The organism is Enterococcus sp. AMC1251, assembly GCF_058216535.1.
The window spans coordinates 107,081-123,662 of record NZ_CM177098.1 but is presented as its reverse complement, the minus strand read 5'-3'; the positions used below and the strand labels follow the sequence as shown (position 1 = coordinate 123,662).

12 protein-coding genes are annotated in these 16,582 nt (G+C 35.4%); 5 read left to right on the top strand and 7 right to left on the bottom strand.

The window, feature by feature from the left end; translation table 11 throughout:
* Positions 1-48 precede the first annotated feature (48 nt).
* The gene (locus AC4BBR_RS00430) at positions 49-3,717 is read right to left on the bottom strand and encodes a BspA family leucine-rich repeat surface protein (RefSeq protein ID WP_490460647.1); all 3,669 of its coding nucleotides are present in this window, start codon (positions 3,715-3,717) and stop codon (positions 49-51) included.
* 512 nt (positions 3,718-4,229) lie between these two features.
* Between AC4BBR_RS00430 and serC the strand changes: the two genes are divergently transcribed.
* From serC to AC4BBR_RS00405, 5 genes are all read left to right on the top strand, one after another.
* A complete protein-coding gene (serC, locus tag AC4BBR_RS00425) occupies positions 4,230-5,321 on the top strand; it encodes a 3-phosphoserine/phosphohydroxythreonine transaminase (RefSeq protein ID WP_490460646.1) in 1,092 nt (363 codons plus the stop codon).
* The gene (locus AC4BBR_RS00420; RefSeq protein ID WP_490460645.1) at positions 5,322-6,509 is read left to right on the top strand and encodes a phosphoglycerate dehydrogenase; all 1,188 of its coding nucleotides are present in this window, start codon (positions 5,322-5,324) and stop codon (positions 6,507-6,509) included.
* Complete coding sequence (locus tag AC4BBR_RS00415; RefSeq protein ID WP_490460644.1) at positions 6,509-7,753, top strand: DUF1015 domain-containing protein; 1,245 nt, start codon at positions 6,509-6,511, stop codon at positions 7,751-7,753. The genes AC4BBR_RS00420 and AC4BBR_RS00415 overlap by 1 nt, the downstream gene beginning before the upstream one ends.
* 99 nt (positions 7,754-7,852) lie before the next feature.
* The gene (proB, locus tag AC4BBR_RS00410) at positions 7,853-8,647 is read left to right on the top strand and encodes a glutamate 5-kinase (RefSeq protein WP_490460643.1); all 795 of its coding nucleotides are present in this window, start codon (positions 7,853-7,855) and stop codon (positions 8,645-8,647) included.
* Positions 8,648-8,669: 22 nt separating this feature from the next.
* Positions 8,670-9,917, top strand: a complete 1,248-nt coding sequence (locus AC4BBR_RS00405; RefSeq protein WP_490460642.1) for a glutamate-5-semialdehyde dehydrogenase — start codon at positions 8,670-8,672, stop codon at positions 9,915-9,917.
* Positions 9,918-9,974: 57 nt separating this feature from the next.
* On the opposite strand, the gene AC4BBR_RS00400 is transcribed toward AC4BBR_RS00405, so the two are convergent.
* From AC4BBR_RS00400 to AC4BBR_RS00375, 6 genes are all read right to left on the bottom strand, one after another.
* Positions 9,975-11,033 (bottom strand): DUF916 domain-containing protein, encoded by a 1,059-nt coding sequence (locus AC4BBR_RS00400; protein WP_490460641.1) that lies wholly within the window; start codon positions 11,031-11,033, stop codon positions 9,975-9,977.
* A gap of 55 nt (positions 11,034-11,088) precedes the next feature.
* The gene (locus AC4BBR_RS00395) at positions 11,089-13,365 is read right to left on the bottom strand and encodes an RICIN domain-containing protein (RefSeq protein WP_490460640.1); all 2,277 of its coding nucleotides are present in this window, start codon (positions 13,363-13,365) and stop codon (positions 11,089-11,091) included.
* Between the two features lie 170 nt (positions 13,366-13,535).
* Positions 13,536-14,243, bottom strand: coding sequence for a WxL domain-containing protein (locus tag AC4BBR_RS00390; protein WP_490460639.1), 708 nt, complete (start codon positions 14,241-14,243; stop codon positions 13,536-13,538).
* A gap of 298 nt (positions 14,244-14,541) precedes the next feature.
* Positions 14,542-14,898: an EF2685/EF0750 family sortase-dependent surface protein gene (locus tag AC4BBR_RS00385; protein WP_490460638.1), complete on the bottom strand. Its 357-nt coding sequence runs from the start codon at positions 14,896-14,898 to the stop codon at positions 14,542-14,544.
* Between the two features lies 1 nt (position 14,899).
* Positions 14,900-15,967, bottom strand: a complete 1,068-nt coding sequence (locus AC4BBR_RS00380; RefSeq protein ID WP_490460637.1) for a WxLIP family cell surface protein — start codon at positions 15,965-15,967, stop codon at positions 14,900-14,902.
* 90 nt (positions 15,968-16,057) lie between these two features.
* The gene (locus tag AC4BBR_RS00375) at positions 16,058-16,345 is read right to left on the bottom strand and encodes a hypothetical protein (protein ID WP_490460636.1); all 288 of its coding nucleotides are present in this window, start codon (positions 16,343-16,345) and stop codon (positions 16,058-16,060) included.
* Positions 16,346-16,582: the final 237 nt, after the last annotated feature.

Below are 16,582 nucleotides of genomic sequence, written 5' to 3'. Positions count from 1 at the left end.
TCGTCTATCACATAAATTATGCAGTAGACGACTTTTTGTTTATAGTAATTATTGAATTTCGTATGTTCCTGGGTATGTGCCATCGTAGGTCTTAAATTCATCCACACTGTTGTACACGATATCTGCTTCTTTATTGACCCAACTACCAGAAGATAGATCATCTCCGCCTTTAAATCGGAAATTTTTCCCTAATGTTAGACTTGATAAATTATTTGAAAACATACAATGCATTTCTCTTACCTTTGTAGTATCCCAATTGCTTAAATCTAAGCTGTCACTGCCGTTGTCAGTAAACATATAATGCATTCGTGTTACTTTTGAAGTATTCCACTGATCAATTGATATGGTTTTCAGTGCTTTGGTATGCCTAAACATATAGCTCATATCCGTTACATTTGACGTATCCCATTCGTTCACGTCCATTGCTTCTAGCTGTTCATCATTAACAAATAGACCACTCATATTAGTCACTTTTGAAGTATCCAATTTTCCACTGTTTTCTATTCTTTTTAGTTGTCCTAAATTTCCAAATAAACCACTAGAATCAGGGCTTAGTTTTATTGCCTCCGTAAACACAATTTTTTCTATTTTCTCACCATCTAATTGCTTTTCTATCTCGCTTATACGAACTCCATTTGCGAATGTTCCGCCTTTAAACGTCAATATTCTCGTACTTGCATCCCATGTCCACGGAACTGTTGAATTTCCTTTTTCATAAACACCTGGGTATGTGCCATCGTAGGTCCTAAATTCATCCACACTGTTGTACACGATATCTGCTTCTTTATTGATCCAACTACCAGAAGATAGATCATCTCCGCCTTTAAATCGGAAATTTTTCCCTAATGTTAGACTTGATAAATTATTTGAAAACATACAATGCATTTCTCTTACCTTTGTAGTATCCCAATTGCTTAAATCTAAGCTGTCACTGCCGTTGTCAGTAAACATATAATGCATTCGTGTTACTTTTGAAGTATTCCACTGATCAATTGATATGGTTTTCAGTGCTTTGGTATGCCTAAACATATAGCTCATATCCGTTACATTTGACGTATCCCATTCGTTCACGTCCATTGCTTCTAGCTGTTCATCATTAACAAATAGACCACTCATATTAGTCACTTTTGAAGTATCCAATTTTCCACTGTTTTCTATTCTTTTTAGTTGTCCTAAATTTCCAAATAAACCACTAGAATCAGGGCTTAGTTTTATTGCCTCCGTAAACACAATTTTTTCTATTTTCTCACCATCTAATTGCTTTTCTATCTCGCTTATACGAACTCCATTTGCGAATGTTCCGCCTTTAAACGTCAATATTCTCGTACTTGCATCCCATGTCCACGGAACTGTTGAATTTCCTTTTTCATAAACACCTGGGTATGTGCCATCGTAGGTCCTAAATTCATCCACACTGTTGTACACGATATCTGCTTCTTTATTGATCCAACTACCAGAAGATAGATCATCTCCGCCTTTAAATCGGAAATTTTTCCCTAATGTTAGACTTGATAAATTATTTGAAAACATACAATGCATTTCTCTTACCTTTGTAGTATCCCAATTGCTTAAATCTAAGCTGTCACTGCCGTTGTCAGTAAACATATAATGCATTCGTGTTACTTTTGAAGTATTCCACTGATCAATTGATATGGTTTTCAGTGCTTTGGTATGCCTAAACATATAGCTCATATCCGTTACATTTGACGTATCCCATTCGTTCACGTCCATTGCTTCTAGCTGTTCATCATTAACAAATAGACCACTCATATTAGTCACTTTTGAAGTATCCAATTTTCCACTGTTTTCTATTCTTTTTAGTTGTCCTAAATTTTCAAATAAACCACTAGAATCAGGGCTTAGTTTTATTGCCTCCGTAAACACAATTTTTTCTATTTTCTCACCATCTAATTGCTTTTCTATCTCGCTTATACAAACTCCATTTGCGAATGTTCCGCCTTTAAACGTCAATATTCTCGTACTTGCATCCCATGTCCACGGAACTGTTCCGAACACACCGTGTATTAATCGAGAATCTTTAAAAATAATTTTGATCGCATTATCCTTATTCTCCTCAACAGATATGGCTAGATTGGGACTGCCACCATCCTTTGTTTGACTTGTAGGAAGTGTTTCTCTATTAAATTCAGATAAATTAGTTTCTTTTTTAAAGTAGCTTTTCGAACTATCACCTCTACTTCTACTTAATAAAGGATATCCATGAATCGATTCATCCGCTTCTTTCAACGTAACCAACTGATCGCCATAATTTGAGATATGAAGATTATCTGAATAATTTTCATTAATATGATATATAGAGATCCCTGTACTACGATTATATGGATTTCGTCCTACATCAAAACCAAACATCTGTCTATTTTCAATTAAATAGTATTCTTTTTCGCTTTTCTTACCTTCTTTATATACAGGTAATTTGTAAATTTTGAATTCTTTACTACTTATATCTTTAGCTAATACTTCCTGCTCATTTTCAATCGTTTCAACAGGTAAACCTAATTTCATTTTTGAATAAGCATCGAAATGTGTAGGCAATGCGCCCCAATCCTCCTCTGGTTTTTCAGGAAAGATAGCCATAACTCCTCCCCAATTTCCAGTAGCCATGACACTATGATAACTCAGCCCATATCCCCCTGTAGATGTTTTGGGTCCATACAAATCAGGCAACCCTAAATTATGCCCAAATTCATGGGCAATAACGCCAATAGATGATGGGATATCTTTTAATTTTTCTCCATCATCATCACGAGTATAAGCCACCATCTTTTCTCCAACCGAAAAATAACCATTCTCAAAATATAAATCATTCTTCGCAGCGAGGTACGCATCTTTTTTATGAGCCCAAATTCCATTTTGCTTACTCCCCCTACTCATTTCAAACCCTGCAACAATAAACATTACATGTAACTCATTTGTCTCTAGTTTTCCGTCTTTATTGTTGTCATAAGCAGAGAGATTGATATATTCTTCTGCTTTTTGCAACGCTCGTTCCATATATGAAGATTCTGGCATCCGTTGCGTCCCATCACTATTGGGGTGATCTTCATCCAACGAGACTTTGATAACTCCTGGTGCTGAATTAAATTGTGACGTTTGAGCAGGAACCAGATTAATTCTATCTTGTGTTGCTTCTTTGTAATAATTTTTTACCGACTTATCTTCACTTCCCTCACCAAACACTTTTTGTTGCCATTGTTCTACGCTGCTTTCTTCTCTCATCCCCCAAGGATATGCAGACGTATTAAATTTTTGATTATTATATTCAACTAAAATCACCAATAAATTTTGATCTCGATTCAGTTTATAATCACCGGTTGAAGCATTTCTGCTTTGCTTAGGTACTGGCACTTTTAATGTCGCAACTTCTTTTTCTGATAACGTATCTGCTGGTTTTTCATCAATCAGATACTTTTTACTACTCGCTTTTACTCCTGTTCTAGCTCTTCCCTGCTGCGCATAATACCAGTAATTGTCTTTTCCTTGGACGACAATCTCTGATGTTTTATCTACAACAACATAGTTTAAATACTCGTCACCTTTGAGCTCCCCTTCAAAGGTTTTTCCATCTGGTTGTTCAAATGGTATTTTTCCCATAGTAGGATCGGCTGGTGCTGCATGCACAGGTGCCTCTCCGCTAAAACAGAAAAAACTTCCTAATAACAGGCTACCAACCATGTACAACATTTTCTTCTTTTTCATTTTTTCCTCCTTTGAATTTAGAATAACCAATTATTAAATATATAATAGTTACTTCATAAGTATAACAAAACCATATAGTTAAAGTCTAATCCATATTTAATAAATATATTATAAAAAAAAGAAAAACAAGCACATAATAATCAAATAATCTAGAAATATGTCAGGAATAGCAATCCAGCCTTTTGTATTTACACATTCAATTTTTCATCATTGAACAATATTTTTAGTACACAAAAAATTTGAATTCTCGAATATAGAAAGAATAGAACAAGTGACGTTACTAATCAGTGCGAAAAAAGCAGACTCTTGAGCAATTAGATTGAACGACTATTGGCACCTTCTCACATAATCTCAGTAAATAGTGTGCTTTTTCGCTAAGTATGAAAAACCCCTTGAAAAAAATGACGAAACTTACTTTTAATCTTTTTTTAATCTAACCTTTCTGTTATAATGGTTTTCACATTTACTATATAGTAGTAAATGAATGATCATATCAAAGGAGAGATAAATGTATGAAAACTGTTTACAATTTTTCAGCTGGTCCCGCCGTTTTACCTAAAAGTGTATTGGAAAAAGCACAATCCGAATTGGTAAATTACGAGAACAGCGGCATGTCCGTGATGGAGTTGAGCCATCGTTCCTCCCTTTTTGAATCGATCATTGAAAATGCCGAAACCTTACTCAGAGAATTGATGGCTGTTCCTGATAACTATAAAGTGCTCTTTTTACAAGGGGGCGCTAGCATGCAATTTACGATGGTTCCTTTAAATTTAGCACAAAATAAAAAAGCCCTATACGTCAACACTGGTTCTTGGGCGAAAAAAGCCATTAGTGAAGCAAAAAAAATCGATAATGTTGATGTTCAAGTGATTGCTTCAAGCGAAGACAAGAATTTCACTTATATTCCCGAAATCCGTAAAGAAGATATTCCTCAAGATGCAGCGTATGTTCACATTACAACGAACAATACGATAGAAGGTACAACGATTTATGATTTACCTGACACAGGTGACGTACCGATCGTTGCTGATATGTCTTCAAATATTCTATCGATCGATTATAATGTTGCTGATTTTGGGTTGATTTATGCAGGCGCACAAAAAAACATCGGACCAGCAGGACTTACGGTTGTGATTGTTCGTGATGATTTGATTGGGCAAGCGAATGTTCTTAGCGCGATGCTAGATTACGATGTCCATGCAAAAAATGGCTCAATGTACAATACACCGCCGACTTACAGCATTTATATGGCTAAACTTGTCTTTGAATGGGTCAAAGAACAAGGCGGCGTTAGTCAAATGGAAAAACAAAATAAAGAAAAAGCGGCTATTTTATATGATGAGATTGACTCATCTACCCTATTTTCTTCACCCGTAAACCCAAAAGACCGTTCAATCAACAATATTCCTTTCATTACTGGCAATGATGAACTAGATAAAAAATTCAATCAAGAAGCACTAGCTGCAAGCTTTGAGAACTTAAAAGGTCACCGTTCTGTAGGCGGTATGCGTGCAAGTTTGTACAATGCATTCCCAAAATCTGGCGTTACAGCATTAGTTGATTTAATGAAAAAATTCGAAGCAGAAAATGGAGGAACAATCTAGATGTACGATATTAAAACATTCAACGCGATTGCACCCGTTGGTTTAGCTCGTTTCAATGAAGAAAATTTTACGATCAATAAAACTGAGACACCCGCCGGTATCATCTTACGTAGTGAAAAACTCCACGATTATGACTTTCCTGCTTCTGTTTTAGCCGTTGCTCGTGCTGGCGCTGGGACGAACAATGTTCCAATCAAACAATGTACAGAAGAGGGAATTGTTGTTTTTAATACCCCAGGTGCCAATGCAAACGCTGTGAAAGAATTAGTTATTGCATGCTTATTGCTTTCTGTCCGTCCGATCTTAAAAGGAGCAAACTGGGTTCAAGCACTCACAGGTACAGATACCGAAGAACAAGCCGAAGCGCAGAAAAAACAATTCGCTGGCACTGAATTAGAAGGTAAAAAACTTGGCGTAATCGGTCTTGGTGCAATTGGCGCTATGGTAGCAAACGACGCCTACCGTTTAGGCATGGAAGTGACAGGTTTTGATCCATTTGTTTCTGTTGATACGGCTTGGAGTATTTCACGTCGTGTTAAACGAGCGCAAAGCATGGAAGAAGTCTTGAAAACCTGTGATTTTATTACCGTTCATGTTCCTTTATCTGAAAATACCCATCATTTGATTGGCAAAGAGCAACTAGCACAAATGAAAAATAATACTGTTTTACTTAACTTCGCTCGTGGTGAACTCGTTGAAACAGAAGCCGTAATTGAAGCCTTAGCGCAAGAAGAAATCAGTAATTTTGTCACCGATTTTGCTGACGAACGTCTATTACACAACGAAAAAATTCTGGTTCTCCCTCACTTAGGGGCATCAACAGAGGAAGCTGAGATAAACTGTGCTAAGATGGCTGCACGCACGTTAAAAAAATTCCTAGAAACTGGCAATATTAAACGCTCCGTCAATTTCCCAACAGTTGAAATGGCCTTCAATTCGCCATTTCGTTTCACGATCGTGCATAGAAATGTACCAAACATGCTCGGACAAATCTCAACAGGTATTGCGAATTTAGACATCAATATTGATACGATGATTAATCGTAGTCGTGAGGATTATGCGTATACAATCGTTGATATTGCTGAAACAGATGAGGAAAAAATCAACGCTGCGGCTCAGAAAATTCAAGCAGCAGAAAATATCATTCGTGTACGGACCATCAAAAATACGGAGGCGGTGAGCTATTAATGGTAACTATTCATCCATTTAGAAGTATTCGACCCAATGCTGACTTTAGCGAAAAAATTGCTACCTTACCTTATGATGTTTTAAACTCTGCAGAAGCACGCAAGCTAGGTGAAGAGAATCCTTATTCTTACCTGCATATCGATAAAGCAGAAATTGATTTACCTGAAACTCTTTCATCTTATGATGAACAAGTTTACACAAAAGCAGCTAATAATTTACAAATATTTTTACAAAAAAAGTGGCTGATTCAAGACGAGCAACCGCTCTTATACCTATATGAGCTAACAATGAATGGACGAGCACAAACTGGACTTGTGACTTGTACTTCGATTAAAGATTATACAGACGGAAAAATCAAAAAACACGAATTTACTCGTCCAGAAAAAGAAGTTGATCGCATCCGTCATATCGAAGCCTGTGATGCTAATACCAGTCCCATTTTTCTGACTTACCGTCAAAATAAAAAAATCCAAACATTGACAGATGACTGGAAAAAAATACAGCCTCCCGTTTATAATTTCACTAGTTTTCATGAAGTTACTCATCGAGTTTGGCTTGTTGACCAACCAGAAGTAATCGAAAAACTTGTCACAACATTTGCGAAAGATGTACCTGCTTTATATATTGCAGATGGTCATCACCGTACTGAATCAGCTGTAAAAGTTGGACAAAAGAAAAAAGAAGCTGATCCAGACGCAACTGATACGGCGGAATTCAACTATTTTCTATCTGTGATTTTTCCTAAAGAAGAATTAGAAATTTTAGATTATAATCGTGTTGTGAATGTTCCAATCGAAGCTGATTTCTTCGATCGTCTGGAGAAAAGTTTCACGGTCACAAAAGCAGACACAGGAAAACCTGCCCAACCAAAAACGTTTGGTATGTATTTGGCTGGTCAGTGGTACGCACTAACTGCTAAAGAGGCAATTCTATCTGACGATCCAGTTGACTGTTTGGATGTTTCTTTACTGCAAAATCATGTATTAGCAGCCATTTTCGATATTCAAGATGTGCGGACAGATAAACGGATCGATTTTGTCGGCGGCATTCGTGGAATGACAGAATTAGAGCAACTAGTGGATAGCGGACAATGGTCAGCGGCTTTTGCGATTTACCCAACGACGATGGATGATTTATTGAACGTTGCAGACGCAGGTAAAATCATGCCGCCAAAATCAACTTGGTTTGAGCCTAAATTGTTAAGTGGATTATTTGTACACGATTTAGAGACAAATAACACATAAAGCTGTAAAATAGAAGAATAAAATCTAAGCTTGGACAAAAGCCAAATTTTTGTCCAAGCTTTCTTACAAATAAACACCTGGAAAGAAACGAGGTCAACCATGCGAAAACAATTAAAAGAAGCAAAACGAATCGTCATCAAAGTTGGGACAAGTACCTTGATTTATCCCAACGGAAATATCAATTTAAGTGCCATCGATCAGTTAGCCTTTACTTTATCCGATTTACGTAACCAAGACAAAGAGATCATCTTAGTCTCCTCTGGTGCAATCGGTGTTGGCTTAAATAAGCTAAGCATGGACAAAAGACCCCCGACTATTCCAGAACAACAAGCCGTAGCGGCAGTAGGTCAAGCGGAGTTGATGAACATATACAATCAGCGCTTTTTGACTTACAGCCAGCAAATCGCTCAATTATTATTAACAAGAGACGTGATCGAATATCCTGAAAGTCGTAAAAATGTAACAAACACAATAGAACAACTCCTGAAAATGGGAATTATTCCAGTCATCAACGAAAATGATACTGTAGCCATCGATGAATTAGATCATCTAACAAAGTTTGGCGACAATGATCAACTATCAGCGATCGTAGCCCAACTGATTCAAGCAGATGCATTGATCATGTTATCTGATATCGACGGTTTTTTCTCTGATAATCCGAATACCAATAAAAACGCCACTCTTTTCTCTGAAATCAATGAGATCAACGACGAGCTTTTACAATTAGCAGGAGGAAAGGGCAGTCGTTTTGGTACTGGTGGTATGTACAGCAAATTAAAAGCAGCAGAACGTGTATTAGAACACAATGGTGCCATGATTTTAGCAAATGGGAAGCAACCTAAGATTATTTTTGATATTTTAAATGGTGAAATGATTGGTACGTTATTTATTTAGTTAAAAAAAGGGGGAACTTTTCATGACTGATTTAATACAATTAGGCAAACAAGCCAAAGAAACAGCTTATCAACTAGGGTTGATGGACACAAAAACAAAAAATGATTTGTTACTACATATGGCGGATGAACTAGAAAAAAATTCTACTAAAATCTTACTAGAAAATCAAAAAGATTTAAATACAGCCACGGAAAATGGGATTACTGATACGATGCTGGATCGTTTGCGTTTAACAAACGAACGAATTAAAGAAATGGCTGACGGTATTCGACAAGTAGCAACATTACCTGATCCAATCGGTGAAGTCGATAAAATGTGGAAGAACGAAGACGGACTAATGATCGGTAAACAGCGTGTACCTTTAGGTGTCATTGGTATCATTTATGAATCCCGTCCAAATGTAACAACAGATGCCGCAAGCCTTTGCTTTAAAACAGGAAATGCGGTGATTTTACGCGGCGGAAAAGAAGCTTTTCATTCAAATAAAATCTTAATCACTGTTTTACAGCAAGCGTTAGAACAAAACGGTGTTTCTCCTTTTGCAATTCAATTTGTCGATGATACTTCTCGGGAAACGGCTCAAAAGTTAATGAAATTAAATGATTATTTAGATGTTTTGATCCCTCGCGGAGGTGCTAATCTGATCAAAACGGTTCTAACAACTGCAACTGTTCCAGTAATCGAAACAGGAACTGGTAATTGCCATGTCTACATTGATAAAGATGCCCAATTAGAAATGGCGAAAAATATCATCGTCAACGCCAAATGCCAACGTCCTTCTGTTTGTAATTCTGCTGAAACGCTATTGATCCACCAAGAAGTGGCAGCCGACTTTCTTCCTGTCATCGAAAAAGCATTGTATGAATACAATGTAGAATTACATGCTGATAAACGAGCATGTGCGATTTTTCAACAATCGATCCCAGCAACAGAAGAAGATTGGGAAACGGAATTTAATGACTATATTTTAGCTGTTAAAGTGGTTGATTCTCTAGAAGAAGCCATTCAACATATCAATTACTATAATACGAAACATTCTGAAAGTATTATCAGTGATAATTACTTTGCCACGCAACAATTTTTACAACAAGTTGACGCAGCAGCGGTTTATGCTAATGCTTCTACACGTTTTACAGATGGTTTTGTTTTTGGTTTTGGAGCAGAAATTGGTATCAGTACGCAAAAATTACATGCACGTGGACCGATGGGCTTAGAGGAATTGACTTCTACGAAATATATTGTTTACGGTGATGGACAATATCGAAAATAGAAAAAAACGTAACTCTCTTTTCACTATGCTGAAAAAGAGTTACGTTTTTTTCTAATCTTATATTTTTCTTTTTCTAAACCAAATAAACACAACACCAATAATTAAGGTGCCACAACACAAAATACTTACACACACAGTGAAAGAAGAGTGTTTCACCTGTGCTACTTCCTTTTCTAGATCACTCTCTCCAGTTTGATTCTTCGTAATGGAAATAGGTACTTTCCATAGCCATTTTCTGTTTGAAGCTGGAAATTGTGCAGTCACTTCTACTTCGTACTGACCATCATCAAGTTCTGGACCTTCGTCCTCCGTCCACGTAAGAGGAAAATAAAAATTAGAGTTTGGTGCCATTTTAAGCTCTGTTTTTTTGCTTACATGGGATAAATAATGTCCAGAATTATCCAATACTTTTGCCTCTATTTCTAGATTCCTAATAAAAACTGCCGAAGTGTTTTGTATATTTATTTCCAATCCATTTATCCCTTCAATACGGGACGAAATTATTTTGTCTTCGTTTAGTGAAAGTGTCGGAGTTACTTGTTTTAAATCCTCTTCATTTCGCACCTGCACACCTAAAGAATATACAAATTTATTGCCAATAGTAGCTGCAGTATATTGCTCTTTTGGTGTATCTTTTTCAAAAATATAAATTCCCCCGGCAATTATTCCTTTATATTCTTTTGGAGGCATTTTAATTTGAACATCTATTATAACAGATGACTTTTTAGGAATTGTTACTTGTTCTGGTGCTTTACTTATTTCGGAAAAAGGATACGTCAGGGTACTGTCTCTTTCTTTTGACTTCTGACTATAATCTACTAGGCCGTTATCGTTTGTTACTGCGTCATTATTTTGTACATCTACAGTTATCTCTCTATCCGTAATATTTGATAATTTGATCCTTATATTTTCTTCCTCACCTGGCTTTAAAAGCAAATCAAAATAGGTTTTCGTTTTGTCGATTTGGTTGTCTGGAATGATTGCTTCGACTTCTATAGGGGGTGACACTGTTGCATTAGACAATTCTGCATTGTACACACCCAGAGGTTTAAACAAGAAAAGTAGTAACACAAACGCAATAATGTGAAAAAGTAGCCTATTAAAAATTTTATTCATATCGTCTCCTACTAGTTAAGTGTTTCTTCGTTTTATACGAATTCAATAGTTGTTATTATGGACCATTTTCAATTTGCCATACTATCATTCCTGCATAGGTTCCCTCTTTTTTTACAGACTTTCTTGGAATCAATAACATGATTTTATCTGTAAGTTTCTCACTTGAAGCTTTTCCTAGTGTGTAATCATAATTCATTTGTGTGATATCCGTATTATCTTTGACATCGATAATTGTTGAAAAATCTCTTGAATTAATCTCTTTATCTGAATAAAGTTTGACAGAGCTTCCTCCAATAACCATGTCCGAGCTATTTATATTGTAAAGATCACTTTCTAATTTAGCTTTGATAGAAAAATCCCCATGTCCCTTTCCGCGGCTGTCATAGACACTCATAACAACATCTTCATCTGAATTGAGTAGAATTTTCTGCATCCTATCTTTTCCTACAATACCATCTTGAAAGTTGAAATCGGTTGGAATACTTGCTATTCTTAAAAAACCACCAAATATAACGGACACATCTTTGGTATCTTTATCTCCAGTAGACAGTTTTTCCAGATCTTTTTGATTACTTAAAGCATAATCTTTCTTTCCATCTTTTTCGTTTTCAACTGCACGGATAATTGTAGCGATTTCTGGATTTTCTATTAAGTTCACTGTTGTATTTTTCTTCACTTCAATCGTTTTTGCCGAATGTACTTCCGTTTTGTCTTTGTCATCTTTTTGGAAATGAATCGTTAGTTTTTGTTTCGCAGCTTCAACTATCGTTACAGGCACTTCTATCTTTGCTGTTTTATATGCATTTCTTATCGTTACAGACGCAGTTTGTTCACCTAAAATTTCAGTATTCAGGTTTTCAATACTAATTGCTTCGACTTTCCCACCATAGCCGTCTTTCATATTTTTGACGAAGTCACTCGGATTTAAGGAACTTAACGATGTTCCTTGAGTGATTGTTTGTGGGACTGGATCGGCAGTCGGTCTCTCACGTTCTACTATGTCATATTTAAATACAACAGGATTAGTTTTATATGCTGAATCAGCTCTACCAAAAAACTCAAGATAGTACGATCCTTCTTCCTGATTACTCGTATCTATTGTTGCAGAAAAGTCCTTCGTACCATTTTGATCTATAGCGATTTTCTCTTTCAGTAATTTAGGCTCTTCAGCATTTAATTTAGAATATAAATCAAAGCTTTCAAAGCCATTACCTTCAAAAGAGCCTGTCAGCGTCAGCGTTTCCCCTTTGTAATGAGCAGAACCTTCTCCTGAGTCTTTTCCTTTTAAAGTAACATTTTTGAGTGTAGGAATCGGTAAGTTCCCGATCTTTTCAAATATCCACTCATTTCTAGAACTACCTTCTTCCAGAGCTATGACTCTATTTCCTGCTTCTCCGTCCTCGTCAGCTTCTATTGCAAAAGGGAATTTAGGTTTCTTATTAGAATATATAATCCCCTTCATATTCCCGTCGACTTCTCCAGTCTTCTTAAAATAAAACAATCTATTAAAAACGTAATTTTTATCATAAGATATGTTATTCAATACCGTTCGTAAACTACTCATTTCTGAATTTTGCGGTACTAAAACATCAAGAATTAAATTTTTATTCGTAGCGTTTGAAATCACATATGCGTTATCATTAGGTTTGTACTGTATATACCATAGTTGATTTTTTCCATCATTATCAAAATAAACAATGATGTTTCTATCAGCTCCAGTACCGCCTTGTATGTCCCATATCTTATTTTTCACTGATTTATCCGTACTTGTTGTTCGGATTTTGTATATTCCATTCATTGTGTCTAACTTAAATTTTTGAGAGTCCTTATTTTCATAAGGCTCTAAAGTAATAAATTTATTATTCTTCGGCTGGTCAATTGTATAGCACATATCATTTTTTCTATTGACAATCTTAAAATACCCTGATTCTACTTGTTCTATATCCCAAATATAGTTATCCTCAAATTTCGTATAACTATTGATGGGGTCTTTTTGCACATATCCTTTTATTTTGTTACTATTCGCCTCACTTGCCAAAACTTTCTGTGGATCCTTTCCTGCATAGATAATATAACCGGCTTTTTCTGGTCTATATTGATACCCTAACAACTGATTCCCTCGGCCATGCTGACTATAGGCGATCAAATAGTCTTTGTCGCTATCTGTTGCATTAGAAATATCTACAGCGAATGTTTCTCCACTTTTTGGGTACGCAACATATAAATTATCATAAAGCGATTGTTCGGCGGATGCTAAACGCGGCTTCATTACAATTAAAATCAGTAATAGTGCTATTCCTTTAAAAAATAGTCGTGCTCTTTTTTTTACCATCCCATACATCCCCTATTCAATTTCTTTACTTATAAAAAATCCTTCAACGAATTAATCATTCGTACTTTTACATATACTCATCCATAAACAACTTATAACAATAACTCTCTGCCCAACCTAAACCCGAATTTTCTATTCTTTTTATTTGTATATTTTTAAATTATTCGATATTATGGTTGTAAATCATCCAACGTCCAAGTGATGTACCCTGTAAATGACTCTCCTGCAGCTTCATCTGCTTTAGAATCTGTGACAACTAACTTGGTATTTGAGATTTTTGTTGCAACGCCGCCTTTGATATCATTAGCTTCTGCTTTTGTTAAAATCGCTTGACCTGTTGCAGCTCCTGCTTCCAGTGTCACAACATTTGTTTGACCATCACCAAGTGTGATACCAGCTTCAGCATCTAATTCACCTAGAGCTGTAGTTGGTTTAGCAGGAATAAAATCATTGTCTTTTCCAATTTCTGTGCCAATTGTATAAGATTGTGCAGCGCCAACGTTGAAGACTAATTTAGAGGCTAATTCTTTTTCACCATCTGTTGATACCAGTTTTGACATGTTCGCTTTTAACGACCATGGTGTTGATACAACTTCTCTATCATCATTTACGATTAAATATTGGTCTTCTTCAATAACGTTATTAAATGTTGCGATATTTCCAATCGCTTTTTGTTCACCGAACTGAAAGCTTGATGGTTTCCAAACAAGAGATAAGTTATTTTTAAATGGTGTGTTCTCCCCAGGAACAGTTGCTTCTTCCGATTTAAAACTTACACCTACGTCTGTTTTGTCTTCAAACGATTTTGCATCCGCTGAAGTTGCAAACATCATCAATGCTGCTGATGAGAATAAAGTAATCATTACTGCTTTTTTCATTATAATTTACCATCCTTTTATAGTTCAGATATAGGTTGGCGACAGTTATTGTTATAAGTTGTTTATTCTAAGTTTTGTTTGTTATTGCAATAGTTCTATTTGATCTCTTAGCATAATAAAGAGGTACGTGATTAGTCCTAGGCATGATAATGTAATACCCAGCAATCCAAAGTTAAGAATAAGTGTTTGCTTTTTTTTTCTTAATTTTTTTACTAAAAAGAAATCTCTAGATAACGTAATTAGAAAAAATAGTAATGACAGAGTAGCGATCGCTCCTAATATAATCATCCATACGTAATCAATCACTTATTTCACCTGCTCTCATGTGGAATTTAGTATAATATTTTTTCAAACTAACTAGACCAATCAAGATAATCAGGACAAAAGTTCCTGTAAGCGTCCAAATAACTGAGGTAATCAAATCACCTGTGGAAGGTAACTTCCCTTTAGGTTTTATCGTATCTCCTAATATTTCTGTATTGGTGTTTGGTAAAGAATTTTGCGTCGCTGGCGGGGCTAATACTGAACTCTCATCTTTTAAAAAATTGATTGTTAATTCTGATTTATCCTCCTGACTGACTGCCTCAACTCTTACTGTGTGTAATGTATTGCCCATACCAACGAGAACAAACAACAAAAAAATAAGTTTCTTCATTTTATTTTCCTTCTCTCTTCTTTTTTCTTTTTTTCTTTTTACGTCTTCTTTTCCACTCCGTATTCATATTTTTTCTTCTAATTAATATTAAAACCATAAGTATTCCCATTAAAATAAAACAAAAAATAGCGCAAACTTTTATCCATGTCGGTGTGATAATTTTAAAGCTACTTTCATCATTCATTTTTTTTGCATTGGATTTACTTACTGTAAATTCTTTTTCAAATTTCCAATTATTGTAATCATTCTTCCCATTTACTGTAATCGTGTATGTTCCAGCTTTAACGTTGCCTGTACCCCAATCTATTTCAAAATCAAACTTACTATTCGGAGCCAACATGTAATTGTCTACTGTTTTTTTCTTTAGAACCGTTTGACTTCCTTTTTCTTTCACTTCAGCTTTTAGCTCTAGATTAGCAAGTATTTTAGGTTCTGGATTTTGAAACGTTGTTAGGATCATTTTTTTGCCGCGTCTTAAGGTTGATTTTGCCTCTAACAAGTTTAACGTTTTAGAATCTTTATAGTCATCTCCACTTTCTGACGTAATCAATCCAATTCTATAAGCAAATTTACTAGCTACAGTTTCTTTACTTTCTGAATCATCTATTTCAAAATTCAATGCCCCCATTTTTACCCCACTGTAACTTTCCTTTGGTGGCGTAAGTATAAAGCTTGCCTCTTTTTCTTCATAATTTTCAACAGTTATACTCGGTGTTTCTACTTTTACAATAGAAGTAATTGGTTGAACCAGTGTTGAATCCAGCTTTTTCTTATCATCTGTATATTCAATTGTTCCATTTTCTCCAGTAAAAGCATCTGTTGTATATAGTTTTAATTTGATTGGCTCTTTTTGAGTACTTTTGACTTTTACTTTCAATATTTGTTCTTCCCCAGGCGTGGTTTGAATATGAAAATAACTTTTTTCTGGGTCGATCTGCTTTCCATTCAACACAGCGGATACTGTATAACCTAAATTGGATGATTCTTTGGCTTCTACCTTATTACTAGGAAGTAGAAATAAAGCCAGACATATAATAAAGCCTATATATAAATAATTTCTGTTTTTCATCTACGTATTAATCGCTCCTTAAGATTTAACTGAGAATAAAGTGAGGTAAAATCGTTCCATTTTTATTGTTTAAATGGATAGGATGTGTGACTATTTTTCATGAGATTCGATATAAATATCTGCATAATATTTTTTGTCATCATTTAAATAAATTTCTTCTGTAACTGTTAGTCCTTCCTTTTTTTGGAGTTGTTCGAGGACTTTTTCTATTTGCATAGATGCATCTTTCTCTGTCTCAAACGGCCCTCTTGTTTCAATAATCTCTCCTTCTTCATAGTGAAATTGATTCGACTTGGTGCTGGCAAAAAAAATATAGAATAAACTTGCTGCTAGGATAAAAATGATGCTAAATATTGGCCAGCATATATTCAGCATCAATACGAACACACAGAGTATATAAAACGCAAATAATAATAATGGCTTACGCTGATTTTTTTTTCTGTAGTGTAGATAGAATGAGTACGAAAAAAAGAATGTGGCTGATATCAAAAGAAAGCTTATTATAAAATAACCAAGTAGTTGGCTCCAATTATCATTAAAAAAGGTGAGTAGCTTAAGGAAAGCGGATTGTTGCTTATTGATGTAGAAGTACGCTTCATTATAAAAAGAATAATA

What these genes read in the sequence shown, in the direction of transcription:
- AC4BBR_RS00430 (WP_490460647.1), bottom strand. Translation starts at nt 3,717, where the DNA reads ATGAAAAAGAAGAAAATGTTGTACATGGTTGGTAGCCTGTTATTAGGA.
- serC (WP_490460646.1), top strand. Translation starts at nt 4,230, where the DNA reads ATGAAAACTGTTTACAATTTTTCAGCTGGTCCCGCCGTTTTACCTAAA.
- AC4BBR_RS00420 (WP_490460645.1), top strand. Translation starts at nt 5,322, where the DNA reads ATGTACGATATTAAAACATTCAACGCGATTGCACCCGTTGGTTTAGCT.
- AC4BBR_RS00415 (WP_490460644.1), top strand. Translation starts at nt 6,509, where the DNA reads ATGGTAACTATTCATCCATTTAGAAGTATTCGACCCAATGCTGACTTT.
- proB (WP_490460643.1), top strand. Translation starts at nt 7,853, where the DNA reads ATGCGAAAACAATTAAAAGAAGCAAAACGAATCGTCATCAAAGTTGGG.
- AC4BBR_RS00405 (WP_490460642.1), top strand. Translation starts at nt 8,670, where the DNA reads ATGACTGATTTAATACAATTAGGCAAACAAGCCAAAGAAACAGCTTAT.
- AC4BBR_RS00400 (WP_490460641.1), bottom strand. Translation starts at nt 11,033, where the DNA reads ATGAATAAAATTTTTAATAGGCTACTTTTTCACATTATTGCGTTTGTG.
- AC4BBR_RS00395 (WP_490460640.1), bottom strand. Translation starts at nt 13,365, where the DNA reads ATGGTAAAAAAAAGAGCACGACTATTTTTTAAAGGAATAGCACTATTA.
- AC4BBR_RS00390 (WP_490460639.1), bottom strand. Translation starts at nt 14,243, where the DNA reads ATGAAAAAAGCAGTAATGATTACTTTATTCTCATCAGCAGCATTGATG.
- AC4BBR_RS00385 (WP_490460638.1), bottom strand. Translation starts at nt 14,898, where the DNA reads ATGAAGAAACTTATTTTTTTGTTGTTTGTTCTCGTTGGTATGGGCAAT.
- AC4BBR_RS00380 (WP_490460637.1), bottom strand. Translation starts at nt 15,967, where the DNA reads ATGAAAAACAGAAATTATTTATATATAGGCTTTATTATATGTCTGGCT.